This is a genomic window from Klebsiella sp. R445 (assembly GCF_051131755.1).
Taxonomy (GTDB): domain Bacteria; phylum Pseudomonadota; class Gammaproteobacteria; order Enterobacterales; family Enterobacteriaceae; genus Klebsiella; species Klebsiella lignicola.
Window position 1 is genome coordinate 120,704 of record NZ_CP180446.1, and the last position, 26,964, is coordinate 147,667.

Sequence of the window (26,964 nt, forward strand, 5' to 3'; positions counted from 1 at the left end):
GTTCATTAAAAATAATAGCTCAAACATAACAACAACATTCATCTGCACCCTACGACAGGAAACGACTATGAACTCGTACAGCCATAACCCGACGGCGGCGGCGGACGCCGCGGCTACCGTTCCGCGTTCCCGGCGGCGCATTGGGATCCTCGCGCTGCTGGCCGTCGGCACAATGATTAACTATCTCGACCGCACGATACTCGGGATTGCCGCCCCCGGCTTAACCTCTGAACTGGGTATCGACGCGGCAGTCATGGGGATCGTCTTTTCGGCCTTTGCCTGGACCTACGCCCTGGCGCAAATTCCCGGCGGTCTGTTCCTTGACCGCTTTGGCAACAAGATAACCTACTTTCTGTCGTTAACCCTGTGGTCGCTGTTTACCCTGTTTCACGGCATGGCCATCGGCCTGAAAACGCTACTGCTGTGCCGCTTTGGCTTAGGGGTCAGCGAAGCGCCGTGCTTCCCGGTCAACAGCCGGGTGGTCAGCGTATGGTTCCCCCAGCAGGAGAGGGCCAAAGCCACGGCGGTGTATACCGTCGGCGAATATCTTGGACTGGCCTGCTTCTCACCGCTGCTGTTCTGGATCATGGGCAGCTTCGGCTGGCGCGCGCTGTTTATCAGCGTCGGCGTGGCGGGCGTGCTGTTTGCGCTGGTGTGGTGGCGCTGCTATCGCGAGCCCCATGAAGACAAACGCCTTAGCCAGCAGGAGCGCGATCATATCGTCAACGGCGGCGGCCTGGCGACGGTCAGCGACCAGCAGGTGGGGTTCAGCTGGTCGGTAGTGGGTCAGCTGTTGGCGAAACGGCAGATTCTCGGCGCCAGCATTGGCCAGTTCGCCGGCAATACGGTGCTGGTGTTCTTCCTGACCTGGTTCCCGACCTATCTGGCGACCGAACGTCATATGCCGTGGCTGAAGGTCGGGTTCTTCGCCATTCTGCCGTTTCTTGCCGCCGCCGGCGGGGTCATGTTCGGCGGATGGGTCTCCGATAAACTGCTGAAAGCCACCGGTTCAGCCAACCTGGCACGTAAATTACCGATCGTCGCCGGCCTGCTGATGGCCAGCAGCATTATCTCCGCCAACTGGCTGACCAGCGATCTGGCCGTCATTCTGGTGATGTCGTTCGCCTTCTTTGGCCAGGGGATGGTTGGCTTAGGCTGGACGCTGATCTCTGACATTGCGCCGAAGGGGTTTGGTGGCCTGACCGGCGGGTTGTTTAACTTCTGCGCCAACCTTGCCGGGATACTCACTCCGCTGGTAATCGGTTTTATCGTGGCGGCCTTTGGCAGCTTCTTCTATGCGCTGGTCTATATCGGCTGCGCGGCGCTGCTCGGCGTGGTGGCGTATCTGTTTATTCTGGGCGATGTCAAACGTATTGAGTTATCGCAGTAAAGGAGCAGGGGATGATAATTAGTGGTAATACGCGCCTGATCGCCCATCTGGGCTATCCGACCGCCAGCTTTAAAGCGCCGATGATCTACAACCCGTGGTTTGACCATCAGCAGGTGGATGTCAAAGTGGTGCCCACGGGGGTGAAGCCGGAGGCGTACGCGATCCTGGTGCCGGCGCTGTTTACGATGACCAACATTATCGGTGCGCTGGTCACCATGCCGCACAAGATAGCCACCTGCACGCTGGTCGATCACCTCAGCCCGGCGGCGATGATTGCCGGGGCCTGCAACGCCATTCGCCGCGAAGCGGATGGCAGCCTGAGCGGCGATATGTTTGACGGCGACGGCTTTGTCCTCGGCATCCGCCGGAAAGGCTTTCAGCCAGCGGGCACCCGGGCGCTGGTGATTGGCTGCGGCGGCGTCGGCTCGGCCATTGCCGCGTCGCTGGCGGCGGCGGGAGTGCGCGCCCTGACGCTGTTCGATAGCCGCCAGGAGGCCGCCAAAGCGCTGGCGGACCGGCTATGGCAACACTATCCGGCGCTGGATATCAGCCTGATGCAGTGCGATCCGCAAGGGCATGATCTGGTGGTCAACGCCACACCGTTGGGCATGAAGGCCAGCGACCCGCTGCCCGTGGATCCGCAGCGGCTGACCCCCGGCACCTGGGTGGGCGAAGTGGTGATGACCCAGGAGTACACGCCGCTGCTGCAGGCCGCCCAGGCCCGGGGCTGCCCGATCCAGCGCGGTACCGACATGCTGTTCGAAATGATCCCTGCCTACCTGCGCTTCTTCCACCTGCCGGTGGCGACGCCGGAACAGTTGCGCGAACTGGCGCAAATTGGCTACTGAATCGCTTAGCGCCCGGGTAACATAGCGTTTTGTTTCCGGGTATTCAGTGAGCGTCTTATGACACCTTCCGTCGTATTGCTGGCCGCGGGGAGCCTGAAAGGGGCATTTATCCCGCTGCTGGCACGTTTCCATCAGCAAACCGGTATTCAGGTCGAAGCCCGGTTTGGTCCCGCGGGCCTGCTCCGCGAGCGCATCGAATCCGGCGAGCGCTGTTCGGTGTTTGCCTCCGCCAATAGCCAACACCCTTTGGCGCTGCAGCAGGCCGGGCTGGCGGGGGAGTGTCATCCCTTTGCCCGCAATCAGTTGATGCTGACCGCCCGATGCCAGCCATCGACTGAAGATGCCGACTGGCTGGCGCTGCTCAGCAACCCGCAGCTTAGGCTGGCAACCTCGACGCCAGGCTGCGATCCTTCCGGCGACTATACCTGGCAACTGTTTACCCGCATTGAGGCCGACTTCCCCGGCGTCGGGCGCGCGCTGATGGCTCGCGCTCAGCAACTGGTGGGGGGCAGAACCTCGCTTAGCGTGCCGCCGGGGGAGACCGCCGGGGGATGGCTGATCGGTGAAGATTTTGCCGACCTGTTTATCGGCTATGCCCATTACGCCCGCCAGATGACGGCCAGAGACGACCTTCGCACGGTGGCGATCCCCGCCCCCTGGAATGTACAGGCGGAATACCTGCTGACGATGACCCAACCGAGCGCCGGGGCGCAGCAGTTATGCCGCTATATCCTCGGCGTCGACGGCCAGCAGTCCCTGCGCAGTGCTGGCTTTTTACCCGCTAACGGCGAATCGTAAACTGCGGCGCCAGCAGCGGGCCCCCGGAATCGGGGCGCTCAATTTTATGGACCGGTAACCCGTAGGCACGCTGCAGATGGCGCTCGCTGAGCACCACCTCAGAGCGCCCGGCCAGCCACTCGCCGTCCGGCAACAGCAGCAGAGTATGGCTGGCGACCTGCAGGGCATGGGTTGGATCGTGGGTGGTGAACAGCACCGTACGCGACTGGCGATAGGCCAGGTCGCTGATCAGTTGCAGCACCACCTGTTGATTGGAGAGGTCCAGTGCCGAGCAGGGCTCATCCAGCAGGATATTCTGGCTGTCGCCCACCAGCGCCCGGGCAATGAGCGCCATCTGCTGCTGGCCGCCGGAGAGTGAACGAAAGGCGCTGGTTGCCAGATCGGCGATCCCCAACTGGCTCAGCGCCTCGTGGACCCGCCTGCGATCGTCGTCGCCGGGCTGGGCGAACAGATTGACCTGGCGGGCGCGCCCCATCAGCACCACATCGGCGACCTGCCAGCTAAAGGCCGGACGGAACGACTGCGGGACGATCGCCACGCCGCCCTGTTCGTGGAAGCTGCCCGCCAGCGGCGGCAGTACCCCGGTCAGGGTATCGAGCAGCGTGCTTTTGCCGCGTCCGTTGGCGCCGAGTATCGCCCAGATATCACCGTGCTGGCACTGCAGGCTGAGCGGGGTAAACAGTGGCTGACGATGACCAAACTGCAGGGCCGACAGGCTAAGAGAGGGCGTCATCAGGCGGCACTCCGGCGGCGGGACTGCACCAGCAGCCAGGTAAACAGCGGGGCGCCGAGCAGGGCGGTAATAATGCCCACCGGAACCTCCGCCTGGGTCAGCGAGCGAGCCAGGTCATCCACCACGATCATAAATCCACCCCCGAGCCAGAAAGCGGTCGGCAGCAGCCGACGGTGGTCGGCACCCACCAGCAGTCGTGCCAGATGGGGGATCACCAGCCCGACCCACGCAATGCTACCGCTCACCGCCACCTGCGCGGCGACCAGTACGGCGCAGCACACCAGCACGCCACGACGCAGCGCGGTCACCGGCACGCCGAGGCCGCGGGCGTCCTTCTCATCCAGCGCCAGCAGATTAATCCGCCAGCGCAGCGCCAGCAGGATCGCCGCGGTAATCAGGATTGGCGGCGCCATCATCGTCACTTTGTGCCAGTTGGCGGTGGCGAAGCTGCCTAGCAGCCAGAAGACGATATTGGGTAGCGTCTCTTCGCTGTCGGCCAGATACTGAATCAGGCTGACGAGGGCGGCGAAAAAGCCGCTGAGGACGATCCCGGAGAGGATCAGCACCAGCGTATTTTCCCGTCCCTGCAGCGCGGCAATCAGATACACCAGCATCAGCGCCAGCAGGCCAAAACCAAAGGTGGAGGCCATCATCAGCAGGGTGTCCAGCCCCAGCAGAATCGCCAGGGTGCCGCCAAACGCCGAGCCGGAGGTGACGCCGATAATATGCGGATCGACCAGCGGGTTCTGGAACACGCCCTGCAGCGTCGCCCCGCACAGCCCCAATGCGCCACCGGCCAGCAGCGCCATCACCACCCGGGGCAGGCGTACCGACCAGACGATCTGCCCGGCAATTCCGTCCCCGGGCGGCGCCTGCGTCAGCTGAGTTATCACCGCGGCGGGGCTCAGGTGATACTGGCCGACGCAGAGCGAAGCGACAGCAATCACCAGGGTCGCCAGCGCCAGCCCGCTCTGTAGCAGGGCCGAATGACGATTACTGTGCATCCGGCGTCCATTTCACGCGATAAAACCGCTGGTAGTAATCTGCGGCGCGGGCGTCAACATCGACTCCCTGATAGCGGGAAGGATAGAGCTTTTTCGCCATCCACAGTTCGCCGAGCGCCAGCGCTTCCGGCATCGGATAGCCCCAGGCTTTGGCATACTCCGGCATCAGCCACACGCGGTGGTTTTTCACCGCATCAATGCCTTGCCACTGCGGATCGTTGACGATCTGCGTCACCACCTGCGGGTAACGATCCTGCACAAAGATCACCTGCGGATTCCACTGCAATACCTGTTCCAGCGAGACCTGGCGTGCGCCTTTGACCGTCGCCGCCGCGACGTTTAAGGCCCCGGCATGTTTCATCATCAGCCCGGTATATTTGCCCGAACCATAGGTATTGAGGTCCGGGTTGGCCATATACACGCGGACCCGCTGGTCGTCGGGAATATCGGCCACCGGAGCGTTGGCCGCTTTGCGGGCCGCGAAGGTGTAGTCAATCAGCGCTTGTGCCTGGCTCTGGCGCTCGACCACCTCGCCAATCAGGCGGATCCCCTGTTGCAGCCCCTGGTTATAGGCCTGCTCTTCATCGGCCATCGACGGGTTCATCTTGTTTTTTTCGCCCGCGGCATCCTGGCGCAACGACACCGCCACCACCGGGATCCCGGCGTTCTGAATCTGCTGAATCATCGCCGGCGGGGCATAGTTGGCGACAAATACCACCTGCGGATGCAGCGCCATCAGGCTTTCGATATTGACCTGGGTTAAGTCCCCGGGCATCGGCAGCTGTTCGATACCCGGCATAAAACGGGCGAATGCCGGGCCGAGCTGTTTTTTCCAGCTGCTCATCACCCCGACGATATCGTCGGCGGCGTTGAGCTGCACCAGCAGGTTCAGGGTCTGGTGCTGGAGCACCACCACGCGGGTCACATGATCCGGTATGGTCACTTCACGGCCGAGCTGGTCGGTGACGGTACGTTCAGCAAAGGCATGGCTGGCAAACAGGCAGGCGCCGATCAGCGTCAGCCCCGGTAACAGACGGGAGAGAGTTGGCATGAGAAAGCTCGGTTGCGTAAGAAGAATCGCTGTGTATTAGAATATATAGCGATGCAGGAAGCAATTTTTTAGCGACCGATATAGCCGTTCAGAACAACTTTACTCGTAAAAAACTTCTTCTTCGGCCATCCGCGCCTCAATCTGGTTGGCGACGGTTTGCAGCGGGGCGAGATATTTCTGCGCGGCCTGCTCGATGGTCATCGCTTTGGCCATATACACCAGGTTCAGGCAGCCAATCACCCGTTGCTGGAGGCGGATCGGCACGGCGATGGAGGCGATTCTCTCCTCCTGTTGCCAGCCGCGGAAGTTCTCGCCGTAACCGTTGAGGCGCGTTCGTTCGAGGATCGCGGCTAGCCTGGCCGGCTCCCGCGCCAGCTGGTATTCCGCTTCCGGGCGGGTCGCGAGCAGCGCGATCATTGCCTGACGTTCGTGCTCCGGCGCAAAGGCCAGCCAGGTTAATCCCGAGGCGGTCAGCAGCAGCGGCAGGCGGCGCCCGACCATCGCCCGGTGAAAGGAGAGGCGGCTAAAACGGTGGGTGGTTTCGCGCACCACCATCGCATCGATGTCCAGCGTGGTGATGTCCGTCGGCCACAATACTTCCCGCAGCAGCTCGCCCAGCAGGGGCGTCGCGAGGGCAGAAATCCAATGCTCGTCACGAAATCCCTCACTCAACTGACGGATTTTGATGGTTAAACGGAAACTGTCATCCGAGCGGCTGCGGCGGACATAACCCTCCTCCTGCAGCGTCTCCAGCAACCGTCTGACGGTGGTGCGGTGCAGGCCGCTAAACTCCGCCAGGGTGCCGACCGTGGCCCCTCCGTCGAATTTATTTAACAAATTTAATAACAATAACCCGCGGGTTAAACCGCGCACCGTTTTGTAATCTGCAGCGCTATTTTCTCGCATATTTCCTCGATAAATATCCATATAAACAACGTTGTGCACCTGGTGCACATCAGGCGATGTTTTGATTGTAGCGCAAATCTCCCTGCCTATACTGGCCTCACTATAAAAATATATTCACATTTGATTAACAAATTGTGCAGCGTGCGGTTTCCGACGCGACGGCACTTTGTCTGAGTCGTGAGGTTCTGAAATGACAACATCAAATCCGGATATTCAACCTGCTGTACAGCACACCGCCCAGGTGGTCATCGCCGGCGCGGGTCCGGTCGGCCTGATGATGGCCAACTACCTTGGCCAGATGGGGGTCAGCGTGTTGGTGGTCGAAAAGCTCGACAAGCTGATTGATTACCCACGTGCCATCGGTATTGATGACGAATCGCTGCGGGCGATGCAGGGCATCGGGCTGGTGGAGAACGTGCTGCCGCATACCACCCCGTGGCACGCGATGCGCTTTCTGATGCCGAAAGGCCGCTGCTTCGCCGATATCCAGCCGATGACCGACGAGTTTGGCTGGCCGCGGCGTAACGCCTTTATTCAGCCGCAGGTCGATGCGGTGATGTACGAAGGGCTGCAACGCTTTCCCCACGTGCGCTGCCTGTTTTCCCGCGAAGTCGAAGCTTTCAGCCAGTCGGCGCAGGCGGTGACCTTAAATCTGAAAGGGCCGGAAGGCGAACGCGAAACGGTTCAGGCCGACTGGCTGGTGGCCTGCGACGGCGGCGGAAGCCTGATTCGCCGCACCTTAAATATCCCCTTTGAAGGCAAAACTGCCCCCAATCAGTGGATCGTCATTGATATTGCCAACGATCCGCTGGCGACGCCGCACGTCTATCTGTGCTGCGACCCGGTACGTCCGTATGTTTCTGCGGCATTGCCACACGGCGTGCGCCGCTTTGAATTTATGGTGATGCCGGGCGAAACCGAAGCGCAGCTGAGCGAACCGCAGAATATGCGCAACTTGCTGAGCAAAGTGCTGCCGGACCCGGACAACGTCGAACTGATCCGCCAGCGCGTCTACACCCATAACGCCCGGATTGCCGAACGCTTCCGGGTGGACCGTATCCTGCTGGCGGGCGATGCCGCGCACATCATGCCGGTGTGGCAGGGGCAGGGTTACAACAGCGGGATGCGCGATGCCTTTAACCTCGCCTGGAAACTGGCGTTGGTGGTCAACGGCAAGGCGGGGAGCGGCTTACTCGACAGTTATCAGCAGGAGCGACGCGACCATGCCAAAGCGATGATTGACCTCTCGGTCACCGCCGGCAACGTGCTGGCGCCGCCTAAACGCTGGCACGGCACCCTGCGCGATGGGATCACCTGGTTGCTGAATTACGTTCCGCCGGTGAAGCGTTACTTCCTTGAAATGCGTTTTAAGCCGATGCCGCAGTACCGCGACGGGGCGCTGCTGACGGAAGGCGCAAGCCAGACTTCGCCGGTGGGGAAAATGTTCATCCAGCCAAAAGTGACGCTGGAAGACGGTACGGTCACCTTGCTGGATGAGGTCCTCGGCGCCCGTTTTGCGATTATCGCCTGGGGCTGTAACCCGCAGTGGGGGTTGAATCGCGAGCAGATCGCCCAGTGGAATGCGGTCGGCGTGCGCTTTATCCAGGTGGTGCCGGACGTCCAGATTCGCCGCCAGCAGGATAATTTCGCCGGAGTGCTGCGCGTCGGCGACACGCAAAACCGCCTGAAAAGCTGGTTTGCTGAATACGACACCGCCATTGCGGTGGTGCGACCTGACCGCTTCGTGGCGACGGTGGCTATCCCGCAAACCCTCGGCGGCAAGCTGGACCGTCTGGCAAGCAAAATGAGTCTGGCGCCCGTCGGTGACGCCGCTGCTATCAACAAGGTGGCCTGATATGAATGCCTATTTGCACTGTCTCTCACACACCCCGCTGGTGGGCTATGTTGACCCGGAACCAGCGGTACTCGACGAAGTGAACGGCGTGATCGCCGCGGCCCGGGCGCGGATCGCCGCGTTCAACCCTGAACTGGTGGTGCTGTTTGCCCCCGACCACTACAACGGCTTTTTCTACGATGTGATGCCGCCGTTTTGTTTAGGGGTTGGTGCAACATCGATCGGCGATTTCTCCAGCGCCAGCGGGACCTTACCGGTGCCGGCGGCGCTGGCGGAGGCCTGCGCGCATTCAGTGATGAAAAGCGGCATCGACCTCGCGGTTTCCTACTGCATGCAGGTGGATCACGGCTTCGCACAGCCGCTGGAGTTCCTGCTCGGCGGACTCGATAACGTGCCGGTGCTGCCGGTATTTATTAACGGCGTTGCCACGCCGCTGCCGGGATTCCAGCGCACCCGCATGATGGGCGAGGCGATGGGGCAGTTCCTCACCACCCTCAACAAACGGGTGCTGATTCTGGGATCCGGCGGCCTGTCGCATCAGCCGCCAGTGCCGGAGCTGGCGAAGGCCGATGCCCATATGCGCGATCGCCTGCTCGGCAGCGGCAGGCAGCTGCCGCCGGAAGAGCGCGAGCGGCGCCAGCATCGGGTGATCAGCGCCGCGAAGCAGTTCGTTGACGACCAGAACTCGCTCTATCCGCTGAATCCGATCTGGGACAACCGCTTTATGAGCCTGCTGGAGCAGGGACGACTGACGGAGCTGGATGCCGTCAGCAATGACGAACTGTCGGCGATGGCCGGTAAATCAACCCACGAAATTAAAACCTGGGTGGCGGCCTTCGCGGCGCTGTCCGCGTTTGGCGACTGGCGCTGCGAAGGGCGCTACTACCGGCCAATACCGGAATGGATTGCCGGATTTGGCTCACTGAGCGCCACCCCCCGGAACTGAATCATCAGGAGAAAAATATGACTTATCAACCGCAGACCGAAGCCGCAACCAGCCGTTTTCTGACCGTCGAAGAAGGCGGAAGTACGCTGCGCGTTCACCTTAACGACTGTGGCCACGGCGCTGAAACCGTAGTGCTGCTGCACGGTTCAGGACCGGGCGCCACCGGCTGGGCTAACTTTAGCCGCAATATCGACCCGCTGGTGGCCGCAGGCTACCGCGTGCTGCTGCTGGACTGCCCCGGCTGGGGGAAAAGCGACACTATCGTCAACACCGGTTCCCGCTCTGACCTCAACGCGCGGATCCTCAAGCAGGTTGTCGATCAGTTAGGGATCGACAAAGTTCACCTGCTGGGGAACTCGATGGGCGGGCACAGCGCAGTGGCCTTCACCCTGAGCTGGCCGGAGCGCGTCGGCAAACTGGTGCTGATGGGCGGCGGAACCGGCGGCATGAGCCTGTTCACGCCGATGCCGACCGAAGGGATCAAGCTCCTGAACGCGCTGTATCGTGAACCGACTATCGAAAACCTGAAGCGCATGATGAACATTTTCGTCTTCGACACCCGCGACCTGACCGAAGGGCTGTTTGAAGCGCGGCTGAACAACATGCTGTCGCGCCGGGATCACCTCGAAAGCTTTGTGAAAAGCCTTGAGGCTAACCCGAAACAGTTCCCGGACTTTGGCCCACGGCTGGGCGAGATCGCCGCTCAGACCCTGATCGTCTGGGGGCGCAACGATCGCTTCGTCCCGATGGATGCCGCCCTGCGTCTGCTCTCCGGGATCAACGGTTCCGAATTGCATATCTATCGCGACTGCGGCCACTGGGCGCAGTGGGAACACGCCGACAGTTTCAACCAGCTGGTGCTGGATTTCCTGGCGCGCCAATAAGGAGCCGCAATGAGCACATTTTCTCTCGAACAACTGGCGCAACAACTGCGCGATGCCGAGGCCCACGGTCAGGCTATTGAGCCGCTGCGCGAGCTGATTGGCGTGGATAACGCCGACGCCGCCTACGCTATCCAGCGCCTCAACGTCGAGCACCACGTCGCCCACGGGCGGCGGATCGTCGGGCGCAAAGTGGGCCTGACCCACCCGAAAGTGCAGCAGCAGCTGGGGGTCGATCAGCCCGACTTCGGTACGCTGTTTGCCGATATGTGTTATGGCGATAACGCCCTGGTGCCATTTTCCCAGGTGCTTCAGCCGAAGGTGGAAGCGGAAATTGCGCTGGTGCTGAAACAGGATTTGCCCCACGTCGATACCACCTTCGATGAGCTGTATGCCGCCATTGAGTGGGTGCTTCCAGCGCTGGAAGTGGTCGGCAGCCGGATCCGCGACTGGTCGATAGGCTTTGTCGATACCGTGGCGGATAACGCCTCCTGCGGCGTGTATGTCCTCGGCGGTCCGGCCCAGCATCCGGCAGGGCTGGATCTGAAAAACTGCACCATGAGCCTGACCCGTAATCAGGAAGAGGTCTCGCGCGGACTCGGCAGTGAATGCCTCGGCCATCCGCTGAATGCCGCGGTGTGGCTGGCGCGCAAAATGGCCACTCTTGGGGAGCCGCTGCGCGCCGGTGATATCGTGCTGACCGGGGCGCTGGGGCCGATGGTGGCGATTAATGAAGGCGATCGCTTCGAGGCGCACATTGCGGGTATTGGTTCGGTTGCCGCCAGTTTTGTGGCGACCGACGCGGTAGATAAAGGAGGGGTGGCATGAGTAAGCGTAAAGTGGCGATCGTCGGTTCCGGCAATATCGGTACCGACCTGATGATTAAGATCCTGCGTCATGGGCAGCACCTCGAGATGGCGGTGATGGTCGGTATCGACCCGCAATCTGATGGCCTGGCACGGGCCCGCCGGATGGGCGTCGCGACCACCCACGAAGGCGTAGGTGGGTTAATGCAGATGGCGGAATTTGCCGATATCGATTTTGTCTTTGATGCCACCAGCGCCGGCGCGCACATCAAAAACGACGCCGCGCTGCGCGAGGCCAAACCGGGGATCCGCTGCATCGACCTGACCCCGGCGGCCATCGGCCCGTACTGCGTGCCGGTGGTTAACCTGGCGGACAACCTCGACCAGCACAACGTCAATATGGTGACCTGCGGCGGGCAGGCCACTATCCCGATGGTGGCGGCTGTCTCACGGGTGGCGAAGGTTCACTACGCGGAAATTATCGCCTCCATCGCCAGTAAATCGGCGGGGCCGGGCACCCGCGCCAACATCGACGAATTTACCGAAACCACCTCCCAGGCGATTGAACAAGTCGGCGGGGCGGCGAAGGGCAAGGCGATTATCGTCCTCAACCCGGCAGAGCCGCCGCTGATGATGCGCGACACGGTGTATGTCCTCAGCGAGGCGGCATCGCAGGACGCGATCGAAGCGTCGATCAACGACATGGCGGCAGCGGTGCAGGCCTACGTGCCAGGCTACCGCCTGAAGCAACGAGTGCAGTTTGAGGTGATTGCGGCAGACAACCCGGTCAACCTGCCGGGCATCGGCCGCTTCTCGGGCTTGAAAACCGCGGTCTATCTGGAGGTCGAAGGGGCCGCCCATTACCTGCCATCCTACGCCGGTAACCTCGATATTATGACCTCGGCGGCGCTGGCAACGGCGGAGAAAATGGCCCAGTCAATGAACGACGCGGCGGGAGACAACGCATGAACGGTAAGAAACTTTATATCTCGGACGTGACCTTACGCGACGGGATGCACGCCATCCGGCATCAGTATTCGCTGGATAACGTGCGCCAGATCGCTCGTGCGCTGGATCAGGCCGGCGTCGATTCTATCGAGGTGGCCCACGGCGATGGCCTGCAAGGGTCGAGCTTTAACTACGGCTTCGGCGCCCACAGCGATATCGAATGGATTGAGGCGGCGGCGGAATCGGTGTCGCAGGCCAAAATCGCCACGCTGTTGCTGCCGGGGATCGGCACCCTGCACGACCTGAAACAGGCCTATCAGGCGGGGGCGCGGGTAGTACGCGTCGCGACCCACTGTACGGAAGCCGATGTTTCCGCACAGCACATCGCCTTTGCCCGTGAGCTGGGCATGGATACCGTCGGCTTCTTGATGATGAGCCACATGACCAGCGCGGAACAACTGGCGCAGCAGGCGAAAAAGATGGAGTCCTACGGCGCCACCTGCATCTACGTCGTCGATTCCGGCGGGGCGATGAACATGAACGACATTGGCGATCGCTTCCGCGCCCTGAAGGCGGAGCTGAAGCCGGAAACTCTGACCGGGATCCACGCGCACCATAACCTGAGCCTCGGGGTGGCGAACTCGCTGGCCGCCGTGGAAGAGGGGTGCGACCGTATCGACGCCAGCCTCGCCGGGATGGGGGCCGGTGCCGGGAACGCGCCGTTAGAGGTCTTTATCGCCGTGGCGGACAAGCTCGGCTGGGATCACGGCACCGATCTTTACGCCCTGATGAACGCCGCCGATGAGCTGGTGCGCCCGCTGCAGGATCGCCCGGTGCGGGTCGATCGCGAAACCCTGGCACTGGGTTATGCCGGCGTCTACTCCAGTTTCCTGCGCCATAGCGAAGTGGCCGCGGCGCGTTACGGCCTCAGTGCGGTAGATATCCTCGTTGAGCTGGGCAAGCGGCGGATGGTGGGCGGTCAGGAGGATATGATCGTCGATGTGGCGTTGGATCTGCTGAACCGCGCGAAATAAAACGACAGGCGGCTGGCAACGTATCAGCCGCCATTCACCTGCTCTGTTACTCCTATCGCACAGGTACTCTTATGACCACAACGACCTCTGGATCGGCTTCACGCCTGGTGTTAACCATCGGGCTTTGTTTTATGGTAGCTCTGATGGAGGGGCTGGATTTGCAGGCCGCCGGGATTGCCGCCGTCGGCATGGCCCAGGCGTTCTCGCTGGATAAAATGCAGATGGGCTGGATTTTCAGCGCCGGGATCCTCGGCCTGCTGCCCGGCGCGCTGGTGGGCGGGATGCTCGCCGACCGCCATGGCCGCAAGCGGGTGCTGATTGTCTCGGTGATGCTGTTTGGCCTGTTTTCAATCGCTACCGCGCTGGCGTGGAGCTTCCCGACGCTGTTGCTGGCGCGCCTGATGACCGGCGTAGGGCTGGGGGCAGCGCTGCCGAACCTCATCGCCTTAACCTCTGAAGCCGCCGGGCCGCGTTTTCGCGGTACCGCCGTGAGCCTGATGTACTGCGGCGTACCGATTGGCGCCGCGCTGGCGGCGGCGCTGGGCTTCTCGGGTCTGGCGTCGGCCTGGCAGACGGTATTTTGGGTCGGCGGCGTTGTGCCGCTGCTGCTGGTGCCGATGCTGATGCGCTGGCTGCCGGAATCCGCCGTTTTTCACACCGGCGTGCAACCGGCACCGCTGCGCACGCTGCTGGCACCCGGCAACGCTTCGGCGACCTTACTGCTGTGGCTGTGCTATTTCTTCACCCTGCTGGTGGTCTACATGCTGATCAACTGGCTGCCGATGTTGCTGGTTGAGCAGGGGTTCAGCGGCAGCCAGGCGGCTGGCGTAATGTTTGTGCTGCAGCTGGGGGCGGCCTTCGGCACCTTGCTGCTGGGGGCGCTGATGGACAAGCTCAGCCCGCTACTGATGTCGTTGCTTATCTACAGCGGCATGCTGGCGTCGCTGCTGGCGCTCGGCAGCGCATCCACCCTGACCGCGATGCTTGCCTCCGGTTTTGTCGCCGGGCTGTTTGCCACCGGGGGACAAAGCGTGCTGTACGCCCTGGCGCCGCTGTTCTATCGTACTGAAATTCGCGCCACCGGTGTCGGCACGGCGGTGGCGGTCGGGCGGCTGGGGGCGATGAGCGGCCCGCTACTGGCCGGCAAAATGCTGGCCCTGGGGACCGGCACCGTGGGGGTGATGGCCGCCTCCGCGCCGGGGATCCTGCTGGCAGGTGTGGCGGTATTCTGGCTGATGAACCGCCAACGGCGTCAGTCGCTCGCCTGAGCAATCTACCCGGCCCGGCACCTGCTGTCGGGCCGGCATTACCCGGTTTGCGTCTTGCGCTGCGGCAGACTTTGACCTAGGGTAAATCATCCTCCATCGATACTCTCTGCCGCCATGTCCTTTCACTCCCGTTTACTGAGCGATATTCCCGGCATTCGCTATGCCTTCCTCGACGTCCATGAAACCGCCGCCTTTCCCTATCACGAGATGGCGCCGGTGAAGCTGGTGCATGGCAATGTGGTGCATCACTACCAGGTACCGCTGGCGGAACGTCCGCACGCCGATGCGGTCTTTACCGAATGCGCTGGGCAAAAGGTCGGGGTGGTGACGGCGGACTGCCTGCCGATGCTGATGGCCTCGCGCGACGGGCGCTTCGTCTGTAGCGTCCACGCCGGCTGGCGCGGCGCGGCAAACGGTATTATCGCCAATAGCCTTGCCTGCTTTGCGCAACATGGCGTGGCGCCGGAAGAGGTGGTGGTGGCGATCGGGCCGCACATTCGGGCCTGCTGCTATGAGGTGACTCCGGATTTTTATCCGCTGCTGCTGGCAACGCCGGCCGGTGAACTGGCCAGCCAGCACCGGGAGTGGCTGTTTGCGCCACGGGATGAGCTCGCCATTGGCGCGGCGCAAGCCCGGGCCACGGGGCCGGATAATCAGTGGTTCGATCTGCGGGCATTCGGCCAGCTGCTGCTCGACCACGCCGGAGTGCCCGAGCGCAACGTCGAATGGCTGGGGAGCTGCACCTACTGCACGCCGCAATCCCTGGGATCGTTCCGGCGTCGCACCCACTTTCCGGCCCAGAAAACCTTCCAGTACTCGTGGATTATGCGCGACGCCTGATGCCCCGGATGTTGGCTTAGATCACTGCAAACCCATGGGTGCCATCGCGTGCCAGCTGGTCGACGAGGCCATACTCCCACTCCAGATAGGCCGCCATCGCTTCGCGGGGATTATCCGTACCTTCATAGGGCCGACGATAGCGGTCGCGACGCGGGGTGGCGAGGCCGGTCTCACCCTGTTCCAGCGCGCGTCCGGCGGCAATCCACGCGCTGGTTCCGCCGCGCAGCACCTGCACCGGTTTGCCGGTCAACGCCGCCACCTCGGTGACAGCGTAACGTGCCAGCAGACTGCTGCCGCAGGTCAGCACGTAGCGACTGGCGGGCGGGATGGTCTCCAGCGCCTGTTTCAGCTGCGACCGTACCAGCCAGTAAGCACCCGGGATATGCCGTGCCACATAGTTGGCGCTGGTGGTGAAGTCGAGCACCACCGTACCCGGCGTCAGCAGCTGCGCCGCCAGCTGCTCGTCGTCGATTTCATCCGCCTGCGGCGCCGGTGGCACGCTGGCGGCCGGCACGCCGCGTTCACTAAAGTGGGCGGCGGTCAGGCCGTGCAGGACCGCAGTTTCCCAACCCATCTGCGCCAGCCACGAGGCGCTCATCGCGGCGCGCACGCCGTCATCATCCAGTAGCACAATCCGCGCCCCGCGTACGCTGGCGTGGTGATCGGTCTCCTGTACCAGCTGGCCGCCAGGGGCGCTGAGGCTGCCCGGCAGATGACCATCGGCATACTCCTGGGGGCTGCGGACGTCGAACAGGTAGGTGGTACGATCCGGCTGCTGCTGCCAGCGCTGGAGCGTCGGGAGATCGATGAAGGTCACACCGGCGCGTTGCGCCAGCTGGTTAGCCTGCTGCAGGCGGGCGCTTGAGGCCAGCGTTTCGTTGGCATAGCGGCGCTGCTGGTCGTGTTCGAGGGGCAGCCCGGCCAGGGTCCAGCCGATGGTGCCGTTACGCAGGGCGTAGACCGGGTTGCGCACGCCGGCGTTGATTAACGACTGGGCGCCGATAATGCTGCGGGTCCGGCCCGCGCAGTTGACCACGATCGGCGTGTGGGCTGAGTTCACCAGACCCTCAATGCGCAGCGCCAGCTCGCCCCCCGGAACGCTGATGCTGCCGGGAATGCTCATGGTGTGATACTCATCGAAGCGCCGGGCATCAACGATTAACAGCGGCTCCCTGGCATCGATCAGCGCGTTCAGCGCCTCGGCGGTGAGCGAAGGGGTGTGGCGCGTGCTCTCAACCAACTCGCCGAAGGCTTTACTGGCGGAGTTCACATCCTGGAACAGCTCGCCGCCGCTGCGCTGCCAGCCGCTCAGGCCGCCCTCCAGTAACGCCACGTTCTGATACCCCCACTCACGCAGGCGTTGGTACGCCGTCGCAGCAAGACCTTCGCCGTTATCGTAAACGGTGATCGGGGTAGTCAGGCGCGGCACCCGACGGTGGATCTCCAGCTCCAGCTTGCTCAGCGGCAGGTTGGCGGCGAACAGCGGGTGCGCCTCGGCGAAATCGGCCTCTTCACGCACATCAATCAACGCTACTTCGCTGTGGTCGAGCAGGGCCTGGCGCACTTCCGCGGCCTGGCGATACAGATAAACGGGCATATTAATTATCCTTCGAGAAATCCCAAAGATTGGGAAGGTGGCGATTGGAGTAACCAGAGATAAACGGTTTGACGAGGCCTTCCGGGGTGTACACGGCCCGCTTCACGGCGCCGATATTGCCGCCGTACACATGGATGCTGATGGACACCCCGTCGGCCAGGGCATTGCTGACCCGGTGAATATCTCCGTCCTGGGCAGAGACTTTTTCTACTTCGCCGGGGGAGAGGCGCGCGGCAATCCCGTCCGCCACCGGCAGCCCCACGTCATCCAGGCGATAGCGTTGATTTTCCTCGGCGCCGCGCAGCATGCCGATGGCGCCCCACACCCGGTGATCGTGAATCGGCGTTGACTGCCCCGGTCCCCAGACAAAACTGACGATCGAAAAGCGTTGCCCGGCGTCGGCGTAGAGCAGGTATTGTTGATAGTGGTGAGGATGCGGCAGGCTGTACTCTTCCGGTAGCCAGTCGTCGTGTTTTACCAGCAGCGCCAGACGCTGCGCCACCGCGTCGAGCAGCGGCGAGGGGTGGCTGAACTCGCGATGTAGAGCATCAACCTCTTGAATAAAATGGCGTAATTTTTCCAGTCGTGGTGCGGTCATGAGCGGTTCCTGTCAGAGGGACTGGTCATTACGCTAACAAAGGCGTTAATATTATTTAAATGCAATTTACGCATATATTAATATGCAAAAATCACATTAAGGATTCTATGCGCATCGACGACATTGACGCACTGCTGGCAACGGTCCAGTTTTCCTCCCTCAATCAGGCGGCGGACTATCTGGGGATCACCCAGTCGGCCATCACCCGTCGGCTGCAGCGTCTGGAGCAGACGCTGGACGTCACCTTGCTGGAGCGCCAGACCCGGCCGTTGACGCTGACCGCCACCGGCCATCGGGTCTACGAGCAGTGCCTGAGCATCAAGCGAGAGACCAAAAAACTGTACGGATTGCTCGACCCGGAGGCTGAGCCGCACGGTATTTTGCGCCTTGGGGTGCCGCAGAGCGTGGCGGAGATCGCGCTCCAGCCGGCGCTGATGGCGCTACGTCAGCAGTTTCCACAACTGCAACCCCAGGTCACCTGCGGCTGGAGCGGGCTGCTGCAAAAGCGGCTGGAGAGCGTCGAGCTCGACGGTATGCTGGCGATGGGCCCGACGCAGCAGACGTTTGCCGACGGCTACAGCGGGCGACTGCTGTGCCCGCTGGATATCGTGGTGATTGCCGCGAAAAGCCTGCGCCTGCGGGCGACGGAGCTGCGGGACTGTGCGGCCCAGGGCTGGGTGCTCAACCCCGATGGCTGCGGGCTGCGGGCGGGGCTGATCCGCGAACTGCAGGCCCAGGGGCTGCGGCTGCAGTTGAACGTCGAAACCGCGGGCGCCCGGCTGCAAATTGGCCTTGTTGCCCAGGGGCAGGGACTTGGTCTGGTGCCGCGGGCGGCGCTGGCAGCCAGCCCGTGGCGCGAAGAGGTGACGGTGTTGACGCTGGAAGATTTTCAGCCGGCGGTGTCGCTGTGGCAGGTCAACGCGCACAACCTGGTCAATCTGCAGCAGCCCTTCACTTTTTTTGCCGGAAAAGTGGCGCAGCAGCTACAGCTATCTAACTGAAAATATGCAGAAAAGAAGTTAAATGCCAGTTTTGCATATTAAGATATGATAAAAATGCATTTTGCTCATTGAATGCCGGTGTATAGGGTAACGACAGGTGCCGCCGCTGCGGCCAACCGTTTCCCGACACAAGGAGTTCAGTTATGAGCATTCAGTTTCTCGGCATGATTGGTCATCGCCTCTCATCCGAAACCATCGCCCCGGTCGGCCCCATCTTTGACCGCGATTATATCGTGCGCTTTGCGCAAACTCACGAAGCCGCCGGGTTCGATCGTCTGCTGGTCGGCCATTGGTCCGATCAACCAGACGGCTTCCTGGTGACCGCGCTGGCGGGCCTGTCGACGCAGAAGATTGGCTACCTGCTGGCCCACCGTCCGGGGTTTGTCTCGCCGACGGTCGCCGCCCGTAAATTTGCCACCCTCGAACACCTGCTTGGCGGGCGCCTGGCGGTGCATATCATCAGCGGCGGCAATGATGCCGAACAGCGCCGGGACGGCGACTATCTCGATCATGACCAGCGCTACGCCCGGACGGACGCCTTCCTCGAGACGGTGCGTCAAATCTGGACCGCCGAGCAGCCCGTAGATATCGCCAACGACTATTATCAGGCGCAGCAGGCGTGGTCAGCGATCCGCCCACTGCAGAAACCGCATATTCCCATCTATTTTGGCGGTTCCTCCGAGGCCGCGCTGCGGGTCGCCGGTAAGCACGCCAACGTCTTTGCCCTGTGGGGCGAGTCGTTAGCGCAAACGGAAGAGACAATCCGTCGGGTGCGGGCCGAAGCGGCCAGCCACCAGCGCGAAATTGATTTTAGCGTCTCTTTCCGACCGATCGTTGCCGATACTGAAGCCGAGGCCTGGGAGAAGGCCGAACACATTTTGCACGTCGCCACCCAGCAGGCGGCTCAGGCGGGCAACGGCTTTAAAGCCAAACCTGATAGCGTGGGGGCGCAACGTCTGCGGGCCACCGCAGCCCAGGGCAATGTCGTGGATACGCGGCTGTGGACCGGGATCGCGAAACTGGTCGGCGGCGGGCATAACTCGACGGCGCTGGTCGGCACCCCGGAGCAGGTCGCCGATGCGCTGCTGGAGTACTACGACCTCGGGGTCCGCAACTTCCTGATCCGCGGTTTCGACCCTCTCAATGATGCCCAGCAATATGGCAAAGCGTTGCTGCCGATTACCCGGGAGAAAGCTGCGCAGCGTGCCCTGCAGGAGCGCGCATCGTGACCATTGCAGGCCAATCGTCAGCACAGCCGACGAGCGACTGGGCGCAGCAGCTGACCACCATTCGCCAGCAGATAGCGGAGCAGGCGGCGGCCCTTGACCACAGCGGCGACTTTCCCGCGGGGCCGCTGGCACAGCTGCAGCAGGCCGGTTTTCTGAGCCTCGCGACGCCGGTGCAGTATGGCGGGGCGGGCGCTGATTTAGCGCGTTTGCAGCAGGCGATCGCCGCCATTGCGTGGGGCGAACCGGCGACCGCGTTGATTGTCTGCATGCAGTATATCCACCATCTGCGGCTGGCGGAAAACGACGGCTGGGCGGAACCGCTGCGCCGGCAGGTATATCGCGATGCGGTGGAACAGGGGGGGCTTATCAACAGCCTGCGGGTGGAGCCTGAACTAGGCTCGCCGGCACGCGGGGGACTGCCGCAAACCGTCGCCGAGCGTACCGCCGACGGCTGGCGGCTGAACGGACACAAACTGTATACCACCGGCATCGAAGGGCTGAGCTGGCTGGCTATCTGGGCGCGCAGCGACGATGCCGAGCCGCTGGTGGGCACCTGGCTGGTACCGAAGAATAGTGACGGTGTCACTATTATCAAAAGCTGGGACCACGCCGGCATGCGCGCCACCGGCAGCCATGAAGTGGTGCTCAAAGATGTGGTGATCCCCCGGGACCATGCGGTGGATATCTGGCCGCTAAGCGCACCCCCCGCCACGGATGCCGAAAGCGTCCGGCGGTTTGCCAACCGCCAGACCGCCTTACTGGCGGCCATCTATGACAGCGTGGCCCACGCGGCGCGCGACTGGCTGCTGGGCTGGCTGCGTTCGCGCACGCCGGCTAATCTCGGCAAGCCGCTCGCCACGCTGCCGAGAGTGCAGGAAAAAGTCGGCCAGATAGAGAGCGGGTTGCTGACCAACCGCTGCCTGCTTCAGCAAGCGGCCGGGCTGGCATTCACCACCAGCGAGGCCGGTCTGGCGAAGGTCACCATCACTGAAAACGCCATTCAGGCGGTCGCGCTGGCGCTGGAACTGACCGGCAATCATGGCCTGAGTCGACAACACCCTCTGGAACGTCACTATCGCAACGTGCTGTGCGCTCGCGTGCATACGCCGCAGAACGACAGCGCATGGCTGGCGGCAGGTCAACACGCTTTTCACTTATAAGGATAATGTCTATGGCCACACCCACTCTCACCCGCATCGCCGGGGCGTTGATGCTGCTGGCGCTCAGCGGCTACGCGGCGGCGCAGGAGCGCGTCACCTTGCGGATCGCCGATCAGAAAGGCGGTATGCGCTCGCAGCTTGAAGCGGCCAATGCGCTGCAAAACCTTAACTATGACATCAAATGGGCTGAGTTCCCGGCCGCCGCGCCGCTGGCGGAAGCCCTCAATGCCGGCGCGGTGGATGCCGGGATTATTGGTGATGCGCCGCTGCTGTTCGCCCTGGCCAACGGGGCGCCGGTAAAAGCCATTGCCGTGGATAAAAGCAACCCGGCGGGCACCGCCGTGCTGGTGTCTCCCGGCAGCCCGCTGAAGGACGCCGCGGCGTTAAAAGGCAAGCGCATTGCCACCGGCAAAGGGTCGATTGGCCATTTTGTGGCGTTGAAAGCGTTGCAGCAGGCCGGGATTTCGCCGAAGGACGTGCAGTGGGTCTTCCTCGGTCCGGTGGACGCCAAGGTGGCGCTCCTTAACGGGTCGGTGGACGCCTGGGCGACCTGGGAGCCCTATACCACCCAGTTGGTGAAAACCGGCGAGGGGCAGATTCTGGTAAGCGGCAAAGGGCTGCTGCCGGGCAATACCTTCCTGGCGGCCACCGACGAGAGCCTAAAGGACCCGGCGAAGCGGGCGGCGCTGCAGGATTATTTGACCCGTCTGGCCGGGGCGGAACGCTGGGCTTACGCCAACCTCGACAGCTATGGCAAAACGCTTGGGGAGATCATTCGTTTCCCGCCGGAAATTGCCCGGGCGCAGTTTGCCAACCGTCAGTCGCAGTGGCAGCGTCTGGACTCCCGCACCGTGGAACAGCAGCAGGCGACCGCCGATTTTTACCAGGCCAACGGCCTGATCCGCACGACGCTCGACGTCACCCCGACCTTTGACCTGACGTTTACGCTGCCGGACGTTCCCGCTGCCCAGGAGGCCACGCCATGAGCCAACACCTTCTTTCCCGCCGTCGTTTTTTACAACTGACCGGCGGCACCGCGCTGGCCGCAGCAGCGTTGCCGCTGTGGGCGCATGATATGGCGGCGATGGCCGACAGCGGTGAAAATCTCGCGCTGCGTCTGGCCCAGCCGTACAAGCTGAAGCTGGCGATCAACAAGAGTGCGGTGTGTCTTGCCCCGGTGGCGGTTGCCGAACAACAGAAGTTCTTCAGCAAATACAATCTGGACGTGGAGTTCGTCAACTTTGGCAACTCGACCGACGTACTGCTGGAGGCGATTGCCACCGGTAAAGCCGATGCCGGGGTCGGGATGGCGCTGCGCTGGCTGAAGGCGCTGGAGCAAGGGTTTGACGTCAAGCTGACCGCCGGCACCCACGGCGGATGCCTGAATCTGCTGACCGCCAAAAACTCGCCGTTCGGCGGCCTCGCGAGCCTGAAGGGACAAACCATCGGCGTCACCGATATGGCCGGGCCGGACAAAAACTTTTTCGCCATTTTGCTTAAGCGCCACGGCATTGACCCGATTAGCGACGTGCAGTGGAAAGTCTATCCGGCGGACCTGCTCAGCATTGCGCTGGATAAACAGGAGATTGCCGCCATCAGCGGCAGCGAACCGTTCAGCTACCGCCTGCTGCAAAGCGGCAAATATCAGCTGATCGCCAGCAACATGACCGGCGATTACGCCAATCTTAGCTGCTGTGTGCTGGGGGTTAGCGGGGCGCTGGCCCGCGACCACCGGCCGGTGGCTGCGGCGCTGACCCAGGCGATCCTCGAAGCGCACAGCTACGCGGCGGCTCATCCTCAAAGCGTGGCGCAGTCGTTTATGGCCCATGCCTTAAATACCGATGAAGCCGAAGTCTCGGGCATTATTCACGGCCAGGGCCATGGACATCACGCGGTCGGGGAGGCCTTTGTCAACGAGCTGACCCAGTACGTCACCGACCTGCAACGGGTGCAGGTGATCAAACCGGGGACCGATCCTCATCAGTTTGCGGAGAGTATCTATGCCAACGTATTCGCCTGAGCGGCGGCTGCCGCTGGCCGGGGCGCGTTATCCTCAATGGGGTGAAGGATGGCTGGCCGCCGCGCTGTGGCTGGCGGCAGGCGGTTTTACCCTCGCCTGGCCGGATGCCGGGCGACGCTGGCCCTACAGCGAGACCTGGGCGCTGATGCAGTTCAGCCTCGCCGGTGGGTTACTGGTGCTGGCGCTGAGCTACCGCTACTGGCGCCAGCGGGGCGCCCGATTGCTGCATGCCGGTAAATGGCTGGCGCTGCTGCCGCTGCTGTTTGTCCTGTGGGAGTGGCTGACCGCCAAAACGACGATTCTGCCGGTACCGTTTTTTGCCCCGCCGCAGGCGCTGATTGGTGTGCTGGTGGATGACTGGCCGCGTCTGCTGGAGAGCCTGCTGCACTCGCTGGGACTGCTGAGCCTTGGGGTGCTGCTCGGCACCACCTGCGGTTTTATCAGCGGGCTGGCGATTGGCTGGTCTCAGCGGATTGGCTACTGGCTGCATCCGGTGCTGCGCCTGCTGGGGCCGGTTCCGTCCACCGCGCTGCTGCCGCTGTGCCTGTTTATCTTCCCCTCAAGCTTTGGCGCCAGCGTGTTTCTGATTGCCCTCAGCACCTGGTTTCCGGTCACCGTGCTGACCTGGTCTGGAGTGGTGAGCATCGATAAAGCCTGGTATGACGTGGCGCGGACGCTGGGGGCCAGCCAGCGCTTTCTGATCCTGCGGGTGGCGATCCCCGCGGCGCTGCCGAACGTTTTCGTCGGGCTGTTTATGGGGCTGGGGGCATCGTTTTCGGTGCTGATCGTCGCCGAAATGGTGGGGGTGAAAGCGGGAATCGGCTTCTATCTGCAGTGGGCCCAGGGCTGGGCCGCCTATCCCAATATGTATGCTGCGCTGCTGGTGATGGCCTTGCTATGTTCTGGCCTGATCAGCGGCCTCTTTCTGGTGCGCGACCGACTGCTGAAATGGCAGCGAGGAGGAATGAAATGGTAGCGCTGGCACAGACCCGGACCGCGACAACATCTGGGGCGACGGTTGAGATCCATCATCTGCAGCATGCTTTTACGCTTGGCAAAGAGCCGGTACCGGTGCTGCAAAATATCAGCCTGCAGCTGCGTGCCGGGGAGAGCGTGGCGCTGCTCGGGCCTTCGGGCTGCGGGAAATCCACGTTGCTGCGGCTGCTGGCGGGGCTGGAGCCGTTGCAAGAGGGACAGATCCGCATCGATAACGCCCCAATGCCGGGACCGGGGCCGGAGCGGATTCTGGTGTTTCAGGACCCGACGCTCTACCCGTGGCTGACGGTGCGGCAAAACGTGCTGCTCGGGCCGCAGGCCCAGGGCAAAAAGGGCTGGGAAGCCCAGGCCGATGCGCTAATTGCCCGTATCGGCTTGCAGAGCTTCAGCGAGGCGTGGCCGCGACAGCTCTCCGGCGGCATGGCCCAGCGCGCCGCGCTGGCACGAGCGCTGCTCAACGAGCCTCGTCTGCTGCTGCTGGATGAGCCCCTCGGCAAGCTGGATTCGCTGACCCGCATCAGCATGCAGCGCGAGCTGATTGGCCTGTGGCAGCAGCAGGGCTACACCAGCCTGCTGGTGACCCACGACATCGAAGAGGCGCTGCTGCTGTGCGAACGGGTGCTGGTGATGTCGCCGCGACCGGGGCGAATCATCGCGGAGTTCACGCTGCCGCTGGCGTTTCCACGCCATCGCGATAACCCGCAACTGCTGGAATACCGGCAGAATATTTTGCGTATTCTCGGGCAGGAAGAGGACTGGTAGCTTCAGGTGGGCGGGGAAAAACGGCCCGGACAGGCCGTCGTTTACCATCAACAGTGGCACGGTCCGGGACAGGGTGACGGACTCAGAAGTCCATTTTCACCGTGAACTGCACTTCGCGCGGATCGCCAATCTGGTTGCCCAGGTTGTTGGTGGCGATGGAGGAGGTGTAGTAGGTCTTATCAAACAGGTTCTTCACGTTCACCTGCAGGGTGACCGGGTACTGTAGCTTCATCTTATAGGCGGCAAAGACATCGGCCACCGCGTAGCCCTGCAGATAATAATCCGCACCGTTGGTGCCGGAGCGCTTGCTGACCGCACGACCACCGCCGCCGACGGTCAGGGTGTTGCTGTCGTAGGCGTTATGGATGTCGTAGCTCAGGAACAGCGAACCGGTGTGTTTTGGCACATTAGGTAGCGGCTTACCGGCGTAGTCCGGATCGTCGAGCACCTTGGCGTCGGTGTAGCCGTAGCTGGCTATCACGCTCAGGTTGTCGGTGATCGAGCCGGCCAGATCCACCTCGACGCCGCGGGAGCGCACCTTGCCTGCGGTCTTGGCAACGGTCTCATCGCCGACGCTTTCGGTGTACATCACGTTGCGTTTATGAATATCAAACAGCGCGATATTGGCGGTAATGCCGTTTAACAGATCAAACTTCGCCCCGACCTCATAGGAGGTGGACTCTTCCGGCGGCAGGTTGCCGATGTAGCTGGCGATCGACGACTGCGGCATAAACGACTGAGCCACGTTACCGAACAGCGACACGTTTGGCGTCAGTTTATAGACCAGACCAAACTTCGGCGTCCATTTTTGATCGTTGCTGTCGGTGTTGACGTTAAACGGTCGACCCTTGCCCGCATACTGGGTGTAGTACTGATAGCGGACCCCGGCGACGGCAATCCAGTTATCGGTCAGATACAGCGCGTCCTGAACGTAGGCGGCGTAGCTTTCCTGCTGGATGGTCTGATCGCTATCGGACGCTGACACGGTGTTACAGGTACCGACCGTACCGTATACCGGGTTGTAGATATTGAACCCTTTGACGTTTTTACAGCGAATCATGTCGGTACGCAGCAGATCGTAATACTCATAGGCGACGCCGGTGAGCACTTCGTTATAAAAGCCGCCGACGACCACGTTGCCCTGCAGATCGGCTCGGGTCGAGTGCATTTTCTGCGTCGAGCCGTGGGTTGCATCGACGCGGCGGGTCAGATCGCCGGTGGCTGAATCGTAGGCCATGACCCGCGCCTGGTTATCGTTGTAGTGATCCTGGCTGTAGCTGTAGTCGAAGCGGGCGGTCCAGGCGTCGTTCAGACGGTATTCGGCATTCAACTGCGCCAGGTCGGAATAGCCGTCGGTAATGTTAAACGGTTCGTCAAAACGGGTTTTGCGATCGACGTTGACCGCGTGGCCGGTATTGAGATCGAAGATGGTTCCGCGATCGAACGGCGTATTGTAATCGCGGTGCGAGTAAGAGACGTTCACCGTCGCGTTGTCGCCAAACCAGGTCAGAGAAGGGGCGATAAAGCTGCTTTTCTCTTTGCCGAAGTTGCGCCAGTAATCTTCATTTTGATACTCACCGATAATGCGATAGGCCAGACGGGTCCCTTCTATAGGGCCGGTCACGTCGAACTGGCCGGTTCCGCCGCCGAAGCTGGTGGAGGTCGCGGAAATCGAACCGCCGAAGGTGCGTTCCGGGCGTTTCGTCACCACGTTAATTAATCCGCCGGGATCCAGAATACCGTATAGCGTTGACGCCGGTCCTTTCAGCACTTCGACGCGCTCGGTGGCGGCGGTAAAGCTGCGCGGCAGGACGGTACGCAGGCCGTTAGTCATGATCGAACCATCACGGTTGGCGCCAAAACCTCGGCGGGTAAAGGCATCCTGGGTGCCGCCCAGCGTATTGGTCTGAACGACGTTGGCGACGTTATACAAAGCCTCGTCGAGGGTGGTCACGTGCTGGTCTTCCAGCACCTTATCGCTGACGGTATTCACGACCTGCGGAATATCCATCAGCGGCATTGACGTTAGCGTCGCCGTTGAACTGGTCACTGGCTGATAGCCGTTGGTCGCCGGCTGCTGCGACTTGTCGGCCACCACGGTGATGGTTTCATCGGCGGTAGTTTTATCGCTGGTGGCGCTGTTTTCGGCTGCAACTAATCCCGGTGAGGCAAAGGAACCTAAAAATATCAGTGAAAAAAGTGCGCGCCCTTTCAGCGTAGTGAAAGGGATCGTTGATTGAGTCATTATCTGTTTCTCGCGAACGCATCTGTCCTTTGCGGACAGAAAAGCCAA

General features: G+C 62.1%; 24 protein-coding genes and 1 pseudogene. 18 read left to right on the plus strand and 7 right to left on the minus strand.

Going from position 1 to position 26,964, the window contains the following annotated elements; translation table 11 throughout:
* Positions 1 to 67: 67 nt before the first annotated feature.
* The 3 genes from ACMYSN_RS00560 to ACMYSN_RS00570 are packed head-to-tail and all read left to right on the plus strand — an operon-like array spanning position 68 to position 3,036.
* Positions 68 to 1,390, plus strand: a complete 1,323-nt coding sequence (locus ACMYSN_RS00560) for an MFS transporter (RefSeq protein ID WP_462496597.1) — start codon at positions 68 to 70, stop codon at positions 1,388 to 1,390.
* A gap of 11 nt (positions 1,391 to 1,401) precedes the next feature.
* Positions 1,402 to 2,238 (plus strand): shikimate dehydrogenase family protein, encoded by an 837-nt coding sequence (locus tag ACMYSN_RS00565; protein ID WP_462496598.1) that lies wholly within the window; start codon positions 1,402 to 1,404, stop codon positions 2,236 to 2,238.
* Positions 2,239 to 2,295: 57 nt separating this feature from the next.
* Positions 2,296 to 3,036 carry a type 2 periplasmic-binding domain-containing protein gene (locus ACMYSN_RS00570; RefSeq protein WP_462496599.1) on the plus strand — a complete coding sequence of 247 codons (741 nt, stop codon included), beginning with the start codon at positions 2,296 to 2,298 and terminating at the stop codon, positions 3,034 to 3,036.
* Here the strand turns inward: ACMYSN_RS00570 and ACMYSN_RS00575 are convergent.
* The 4 genes from ACMYSN_RS00575 to ACMYSN_RS00590 all read right to left on the minus strand — a co-directional run bounded on the left by ACMYSN_RS00575 (position 3,020) and on the right by ACMYSN_RS00590 (position 6,730).
* Positions 3,020 to 3,769, minus strand: coding sequence for an ABC transporter ATP-binding protein (locus ACMYSN_RS00575; RefSeq protein WP_462496600.1), 750 nt, complete (start codon positions 3,767 to 3,769; stop codon positions 3,020 to 3,022). The genes ACMYSN_RS00570 and ACMYSN_RS00575 overlap by 17 nt on opposite strands.
* The gene (locus ACMYSN_RS00580; RefSeq protein WP_462496601.1) at positions 3,769 to 4,773 is read right to left on the minus strand and encodes a FecCD family ABC transporter permease; all 1,005 of its coding nucleotides are present in this window, start codon (positions 4,771 to 4,773) and stop codon (positions 3,769 to 3,771) included. Before ACMYSN_RS00580 ends, ACMYSN_RS00575 begins: the two co-directional genes overlap by 1 nt.
* Complete coding sequence (locus ACMYSN_RS00585; protein WP_462496602.1) at positions 4,763 to 5,824, minus strand: ABC transporter substrate-binding protein; 1,062 nt, start codon at positions 5,822 to 5,824, stop codon at positions 4,763 to 4,765. Before ACMYSN_RS00585 ends, ACMYSN_RS00580 begins: the two co-directional genes overlap by 11 nt.
* Positions 5,825 to 5,923: 99 nt before the next feature.
* Positions 5,924 to 6,730, minus strand: coding sequence for a DNA-binding transcriptional activator MhpR (locus ACMYSN_RS00590; RefSeq protein WP_462496603.1), 807 nt, complete (start codon positions 6,728 to 6,730; stop codon positions 5,924 to 5,926).
* Positions 6,731 to 6,920: 190 nt separating this feature from the next.
* Here ACMYSN_RS00590 and ACMYSN_RS00595 point away from each other — a divergent pair, with 190 nt between their 5' ends.
* The 8 genes from ACMYSN_RS00595 to ACMYSN_RS00630 all read left to right on the plus strand — a co-directional run bounded on the left by ACMYSN_RS00595 (position 6,921) and on the right by ACMYSN_RS00630 (position 15,308).
* A complete protein-coding gene (locus ACMYSN_RS00595; RefSeq protein ID WP_462496604.1) occupies positions 6,921 to 8,585 on the plus strand; it encodes a bifunctional 3-(3-hydroxy-phenyl)propionate/3-hydroxycinnamic acid hydroxylase MhpA in 1,665 nt (554 codons plus the stop codon).
* A gap of 1 nt (position 8,586) precedes the next feature.
* Positions 8,587 to 9,531: a 2,3-dihydroxyphenylpropionate/2,3-dihydroxicinnamic acid 1,2-dioxygenase gene (mhpB, locus tag ACMYSN_RS00600; protein WP_123754681.1), complete on the plus strand. Its 945-nt coding sequence runs from the start codon at positions 8,587 to 8,589 to the stop codon at positions 9,529 to 9,531.
* 17 nt (positions 9,532 to 9,548) lie between these two features.
* Positions 9,549 to 10,415, plus strand: coding sequence for a 2-hydroxy-6-oxonona-2,4-dienedioate hydrolase (gene mhpC, locus ACMYSN_RS00605; RefSeq protein ID WP_462496605.1), 867 nt, complete (start codon positions 9,549 to 9,551; stop codon positions 10,413 to 10,415).
* A 9-nt stretch (positions 10,416 to 10,424) separates the two neighbouring features.
* The gene (mhpD, locus tag ACMYSN_RS00610; RefSeq protein ID WP_462496606.1) at positions 10,425 to 11,240 is read left to right on the plus strand and encodes a 2-keto-4-pentenoate hydratase; all 816 of its coding nucleotides are present in this window, start codon (positions 10,425 to 10,427) and stop codon (positions 11,238 to 11,240) included.
* Positions 11,237 to 12,187, plus strand: coding sequence for an acetylating acetaldehyde dehydrogenase (gene mhpF, locus ACMYSN_RS00615; RefSeq protein ID WP_462496607.1), 951 nt, complete (start codon positions 11,237 to 11,239; stop codon positions 12,185 to 12,187). The genes mhpD and mhpF overlap by 4 nt, the downstream gene beginning before the upstream one ends.
* Complete coding sequence (mhpE, locus tag ACMYSN_RS00620; protein ID WP_462496608.1) at positions 12,184 to 13,200, plus strand: 4-hydroxy-2-oxovalerate aldolase; 1,017 nt, start codon at positions 12,184 to 12,186, stop codon at positions 13,198 to 13,200. Before mhpF ends, mhpE begins: the two co-directional genes overlap by 4 nt.
* Positions 13,201 to 13,271: 71 nt before the next feature.
* Positions 13,272 to 14,468, plus strand: coding sequence for an MFS transporter (gene mhpT, locus ACMYSN_RS00625; protein WP_462496609.1), 1,197 nt, complete (start codon positions 13,272 to 13,274; stop codon positions 14,466 to 14,468).
* 114 nt (positions 14,469 to 14,582) lie between these two features.
* Complete coding sequence (locus ACMYSN_RS00630) at positions 14,583 to 15,308, plus strand: purine nucleoside phosphorylase YfiH/LACC1 family protein (protein ID WP_462496610.1); 726 nt, start codon at positions 14,583 to 14,585, stop codon at positions 15,306 to 15,308.
* A 16-nt stretch (positions 15,309 to 15,324) separates the two neighbouring features.
* Here the strand turns inward: ACMYSN_RS00630 and ACMYSN_RS00635 are convergent, their stop codons facing one another.
* Complete coding sequence (locus tag ACMYSN_RS00635) at positions 15,325 to 16,905, minus strand: rhodanese homology domain-containing protein (RefSeq protein WP_462496611.1); 1,581 nt, start codon at positions 16,903 to 16,905, stop codon at positions 15,325 to 15,327.
* A gap of 1 nt (position 16,906) precedes the next feature.
* Positions 16,907 to 17,503, minus strand: a complete 597-nt coding sequence (locus ACMYSN_RS00640; protein ID WP_462496612.1) for a cysteine dioxygenase family protein — start codon at positions 17,501 to 17,503, stop codon at positions 16,907 to 16,909.
* Positions 17,504 to 17,610: 107 nt separating this feature from the next.
* On the opposite strand from ACMYSN_RS00640, the gene ACMYSN_RS00645 reads away from it, so the two are divergent.
* The 7 genes and pseudogenes from ACMYSN_RS00645 (at position 17,611) to ACMYSN_RS00675 (ending at position 24,671) form a co-directional block, all read left to right on the plus strand.
* Positions 17,611 to 18,504 (plus strand): LysR family transcriptional regulator, encoded by an 894-nt coding sequence (locus ACMYSN_RS00645; RefSeq protein WP_462496613.1) that lies wholly within the window; start codon positions 17,611 to 17,613, stop codon positions 18,502 to 18,504.
* Positions 18,505 to 18,647: 143 nt separating this feature from the next.
* A pseudogene (locus ACMYSN_RS00650) lies at positions 18,648 to 19,734 on the plus strand (LLM class flavin-dependent oxidoreductase); the annotation flags it as partial.
* A 1-nt stretch (position 19,735) separates the two neighbouring features.
* Positions 19,736 to 20,893 (plus strand): acyl-CoA dehydrogenase family protein, encoded by a 1,158-nt coding sequence (locus tag ACMYSN_RS00655; RefSeq protein WP_462498171.1) that lies wholly within the window; start codon positions 19,736 to 19,738, stop codon positions 20,891 to 20,893.
* 11 nt (positions 20,894 to 20,904) lie between these two features.
* On the plus strand, positions 20,905 to 21,879 hold the full coding sequence (locus ACMYSN_RS00660; protein WP_462496614.1) for an ABC transporter substrate-binding protein: 975 nt from the start codon (positions 20,905 to 20,907) through the stop codon (positions 21,877 to 21,879).
* A complete protein-coding gene (locus ACMYSN_RS00665; RefSeq protein ID WP_462496615.1) occupies positions 21,876 to 22,913 on the plus strand; it encodes an ABC transporter substrate-binding protein in 1,038 nt (345 codons plus the stop codon). The genes ACMYSN_RS00660 and ACMYSN_RS00665 overlap by 4 nt, the downstream gene beginning before the upstream one ends.
* Positions 22,894 to 23,889 (plus strand): ABC transporter permease, encoded by a 996-nt coding sequence (locus ACMYSN_RS00670; protein ID WP_462496616.1) that lies wholly within the window; start codon positions 22,894 to 22,896, stop codon positions 23,887 to 23,889. The genes ACMYSN_RS00665 and ACMYSN_RS00670 overlap by 20 nt, the downstream gene beginning before the upstream one ends.
* Positions 23,883 to 24,671, plus strand: coding sequence for an ABC transporter ATP-binding protein (locus ACMYSN_RS00675; protein ID WP_462496617.1), 789 nt, complete (start codon positions 23,883 to 23,885; stop codon positions 24,669 to 24,671). Before ACMYSN_RS00670 ends, ACMYSN_RS00675 begins: the two co-directional genes overlap by 7 nt.
* Positions 24,672 to 24,753: 82 nt before the next feature.
* Here ACMYSN_RS00675 and ACMYSN_RS00680 read toward each other — a convergent pair whose 3' ends face one another.
* The gene (locus ACMYSN_RS00680; protein WP_462496618.1) at positions 24,754 to 26,916 is read right to left on the minus strand and encodes a TonB-dependent siderophore receptor; all 2,163 of its coding nucleotides are present in this window, start codon (positions 26,914 to 26,916) and stop codon (positions 24,754 to 24,756) included.
* Between the last annotated feature and the right edge of the window lie 48 nt (positions 26,917 to 26,964).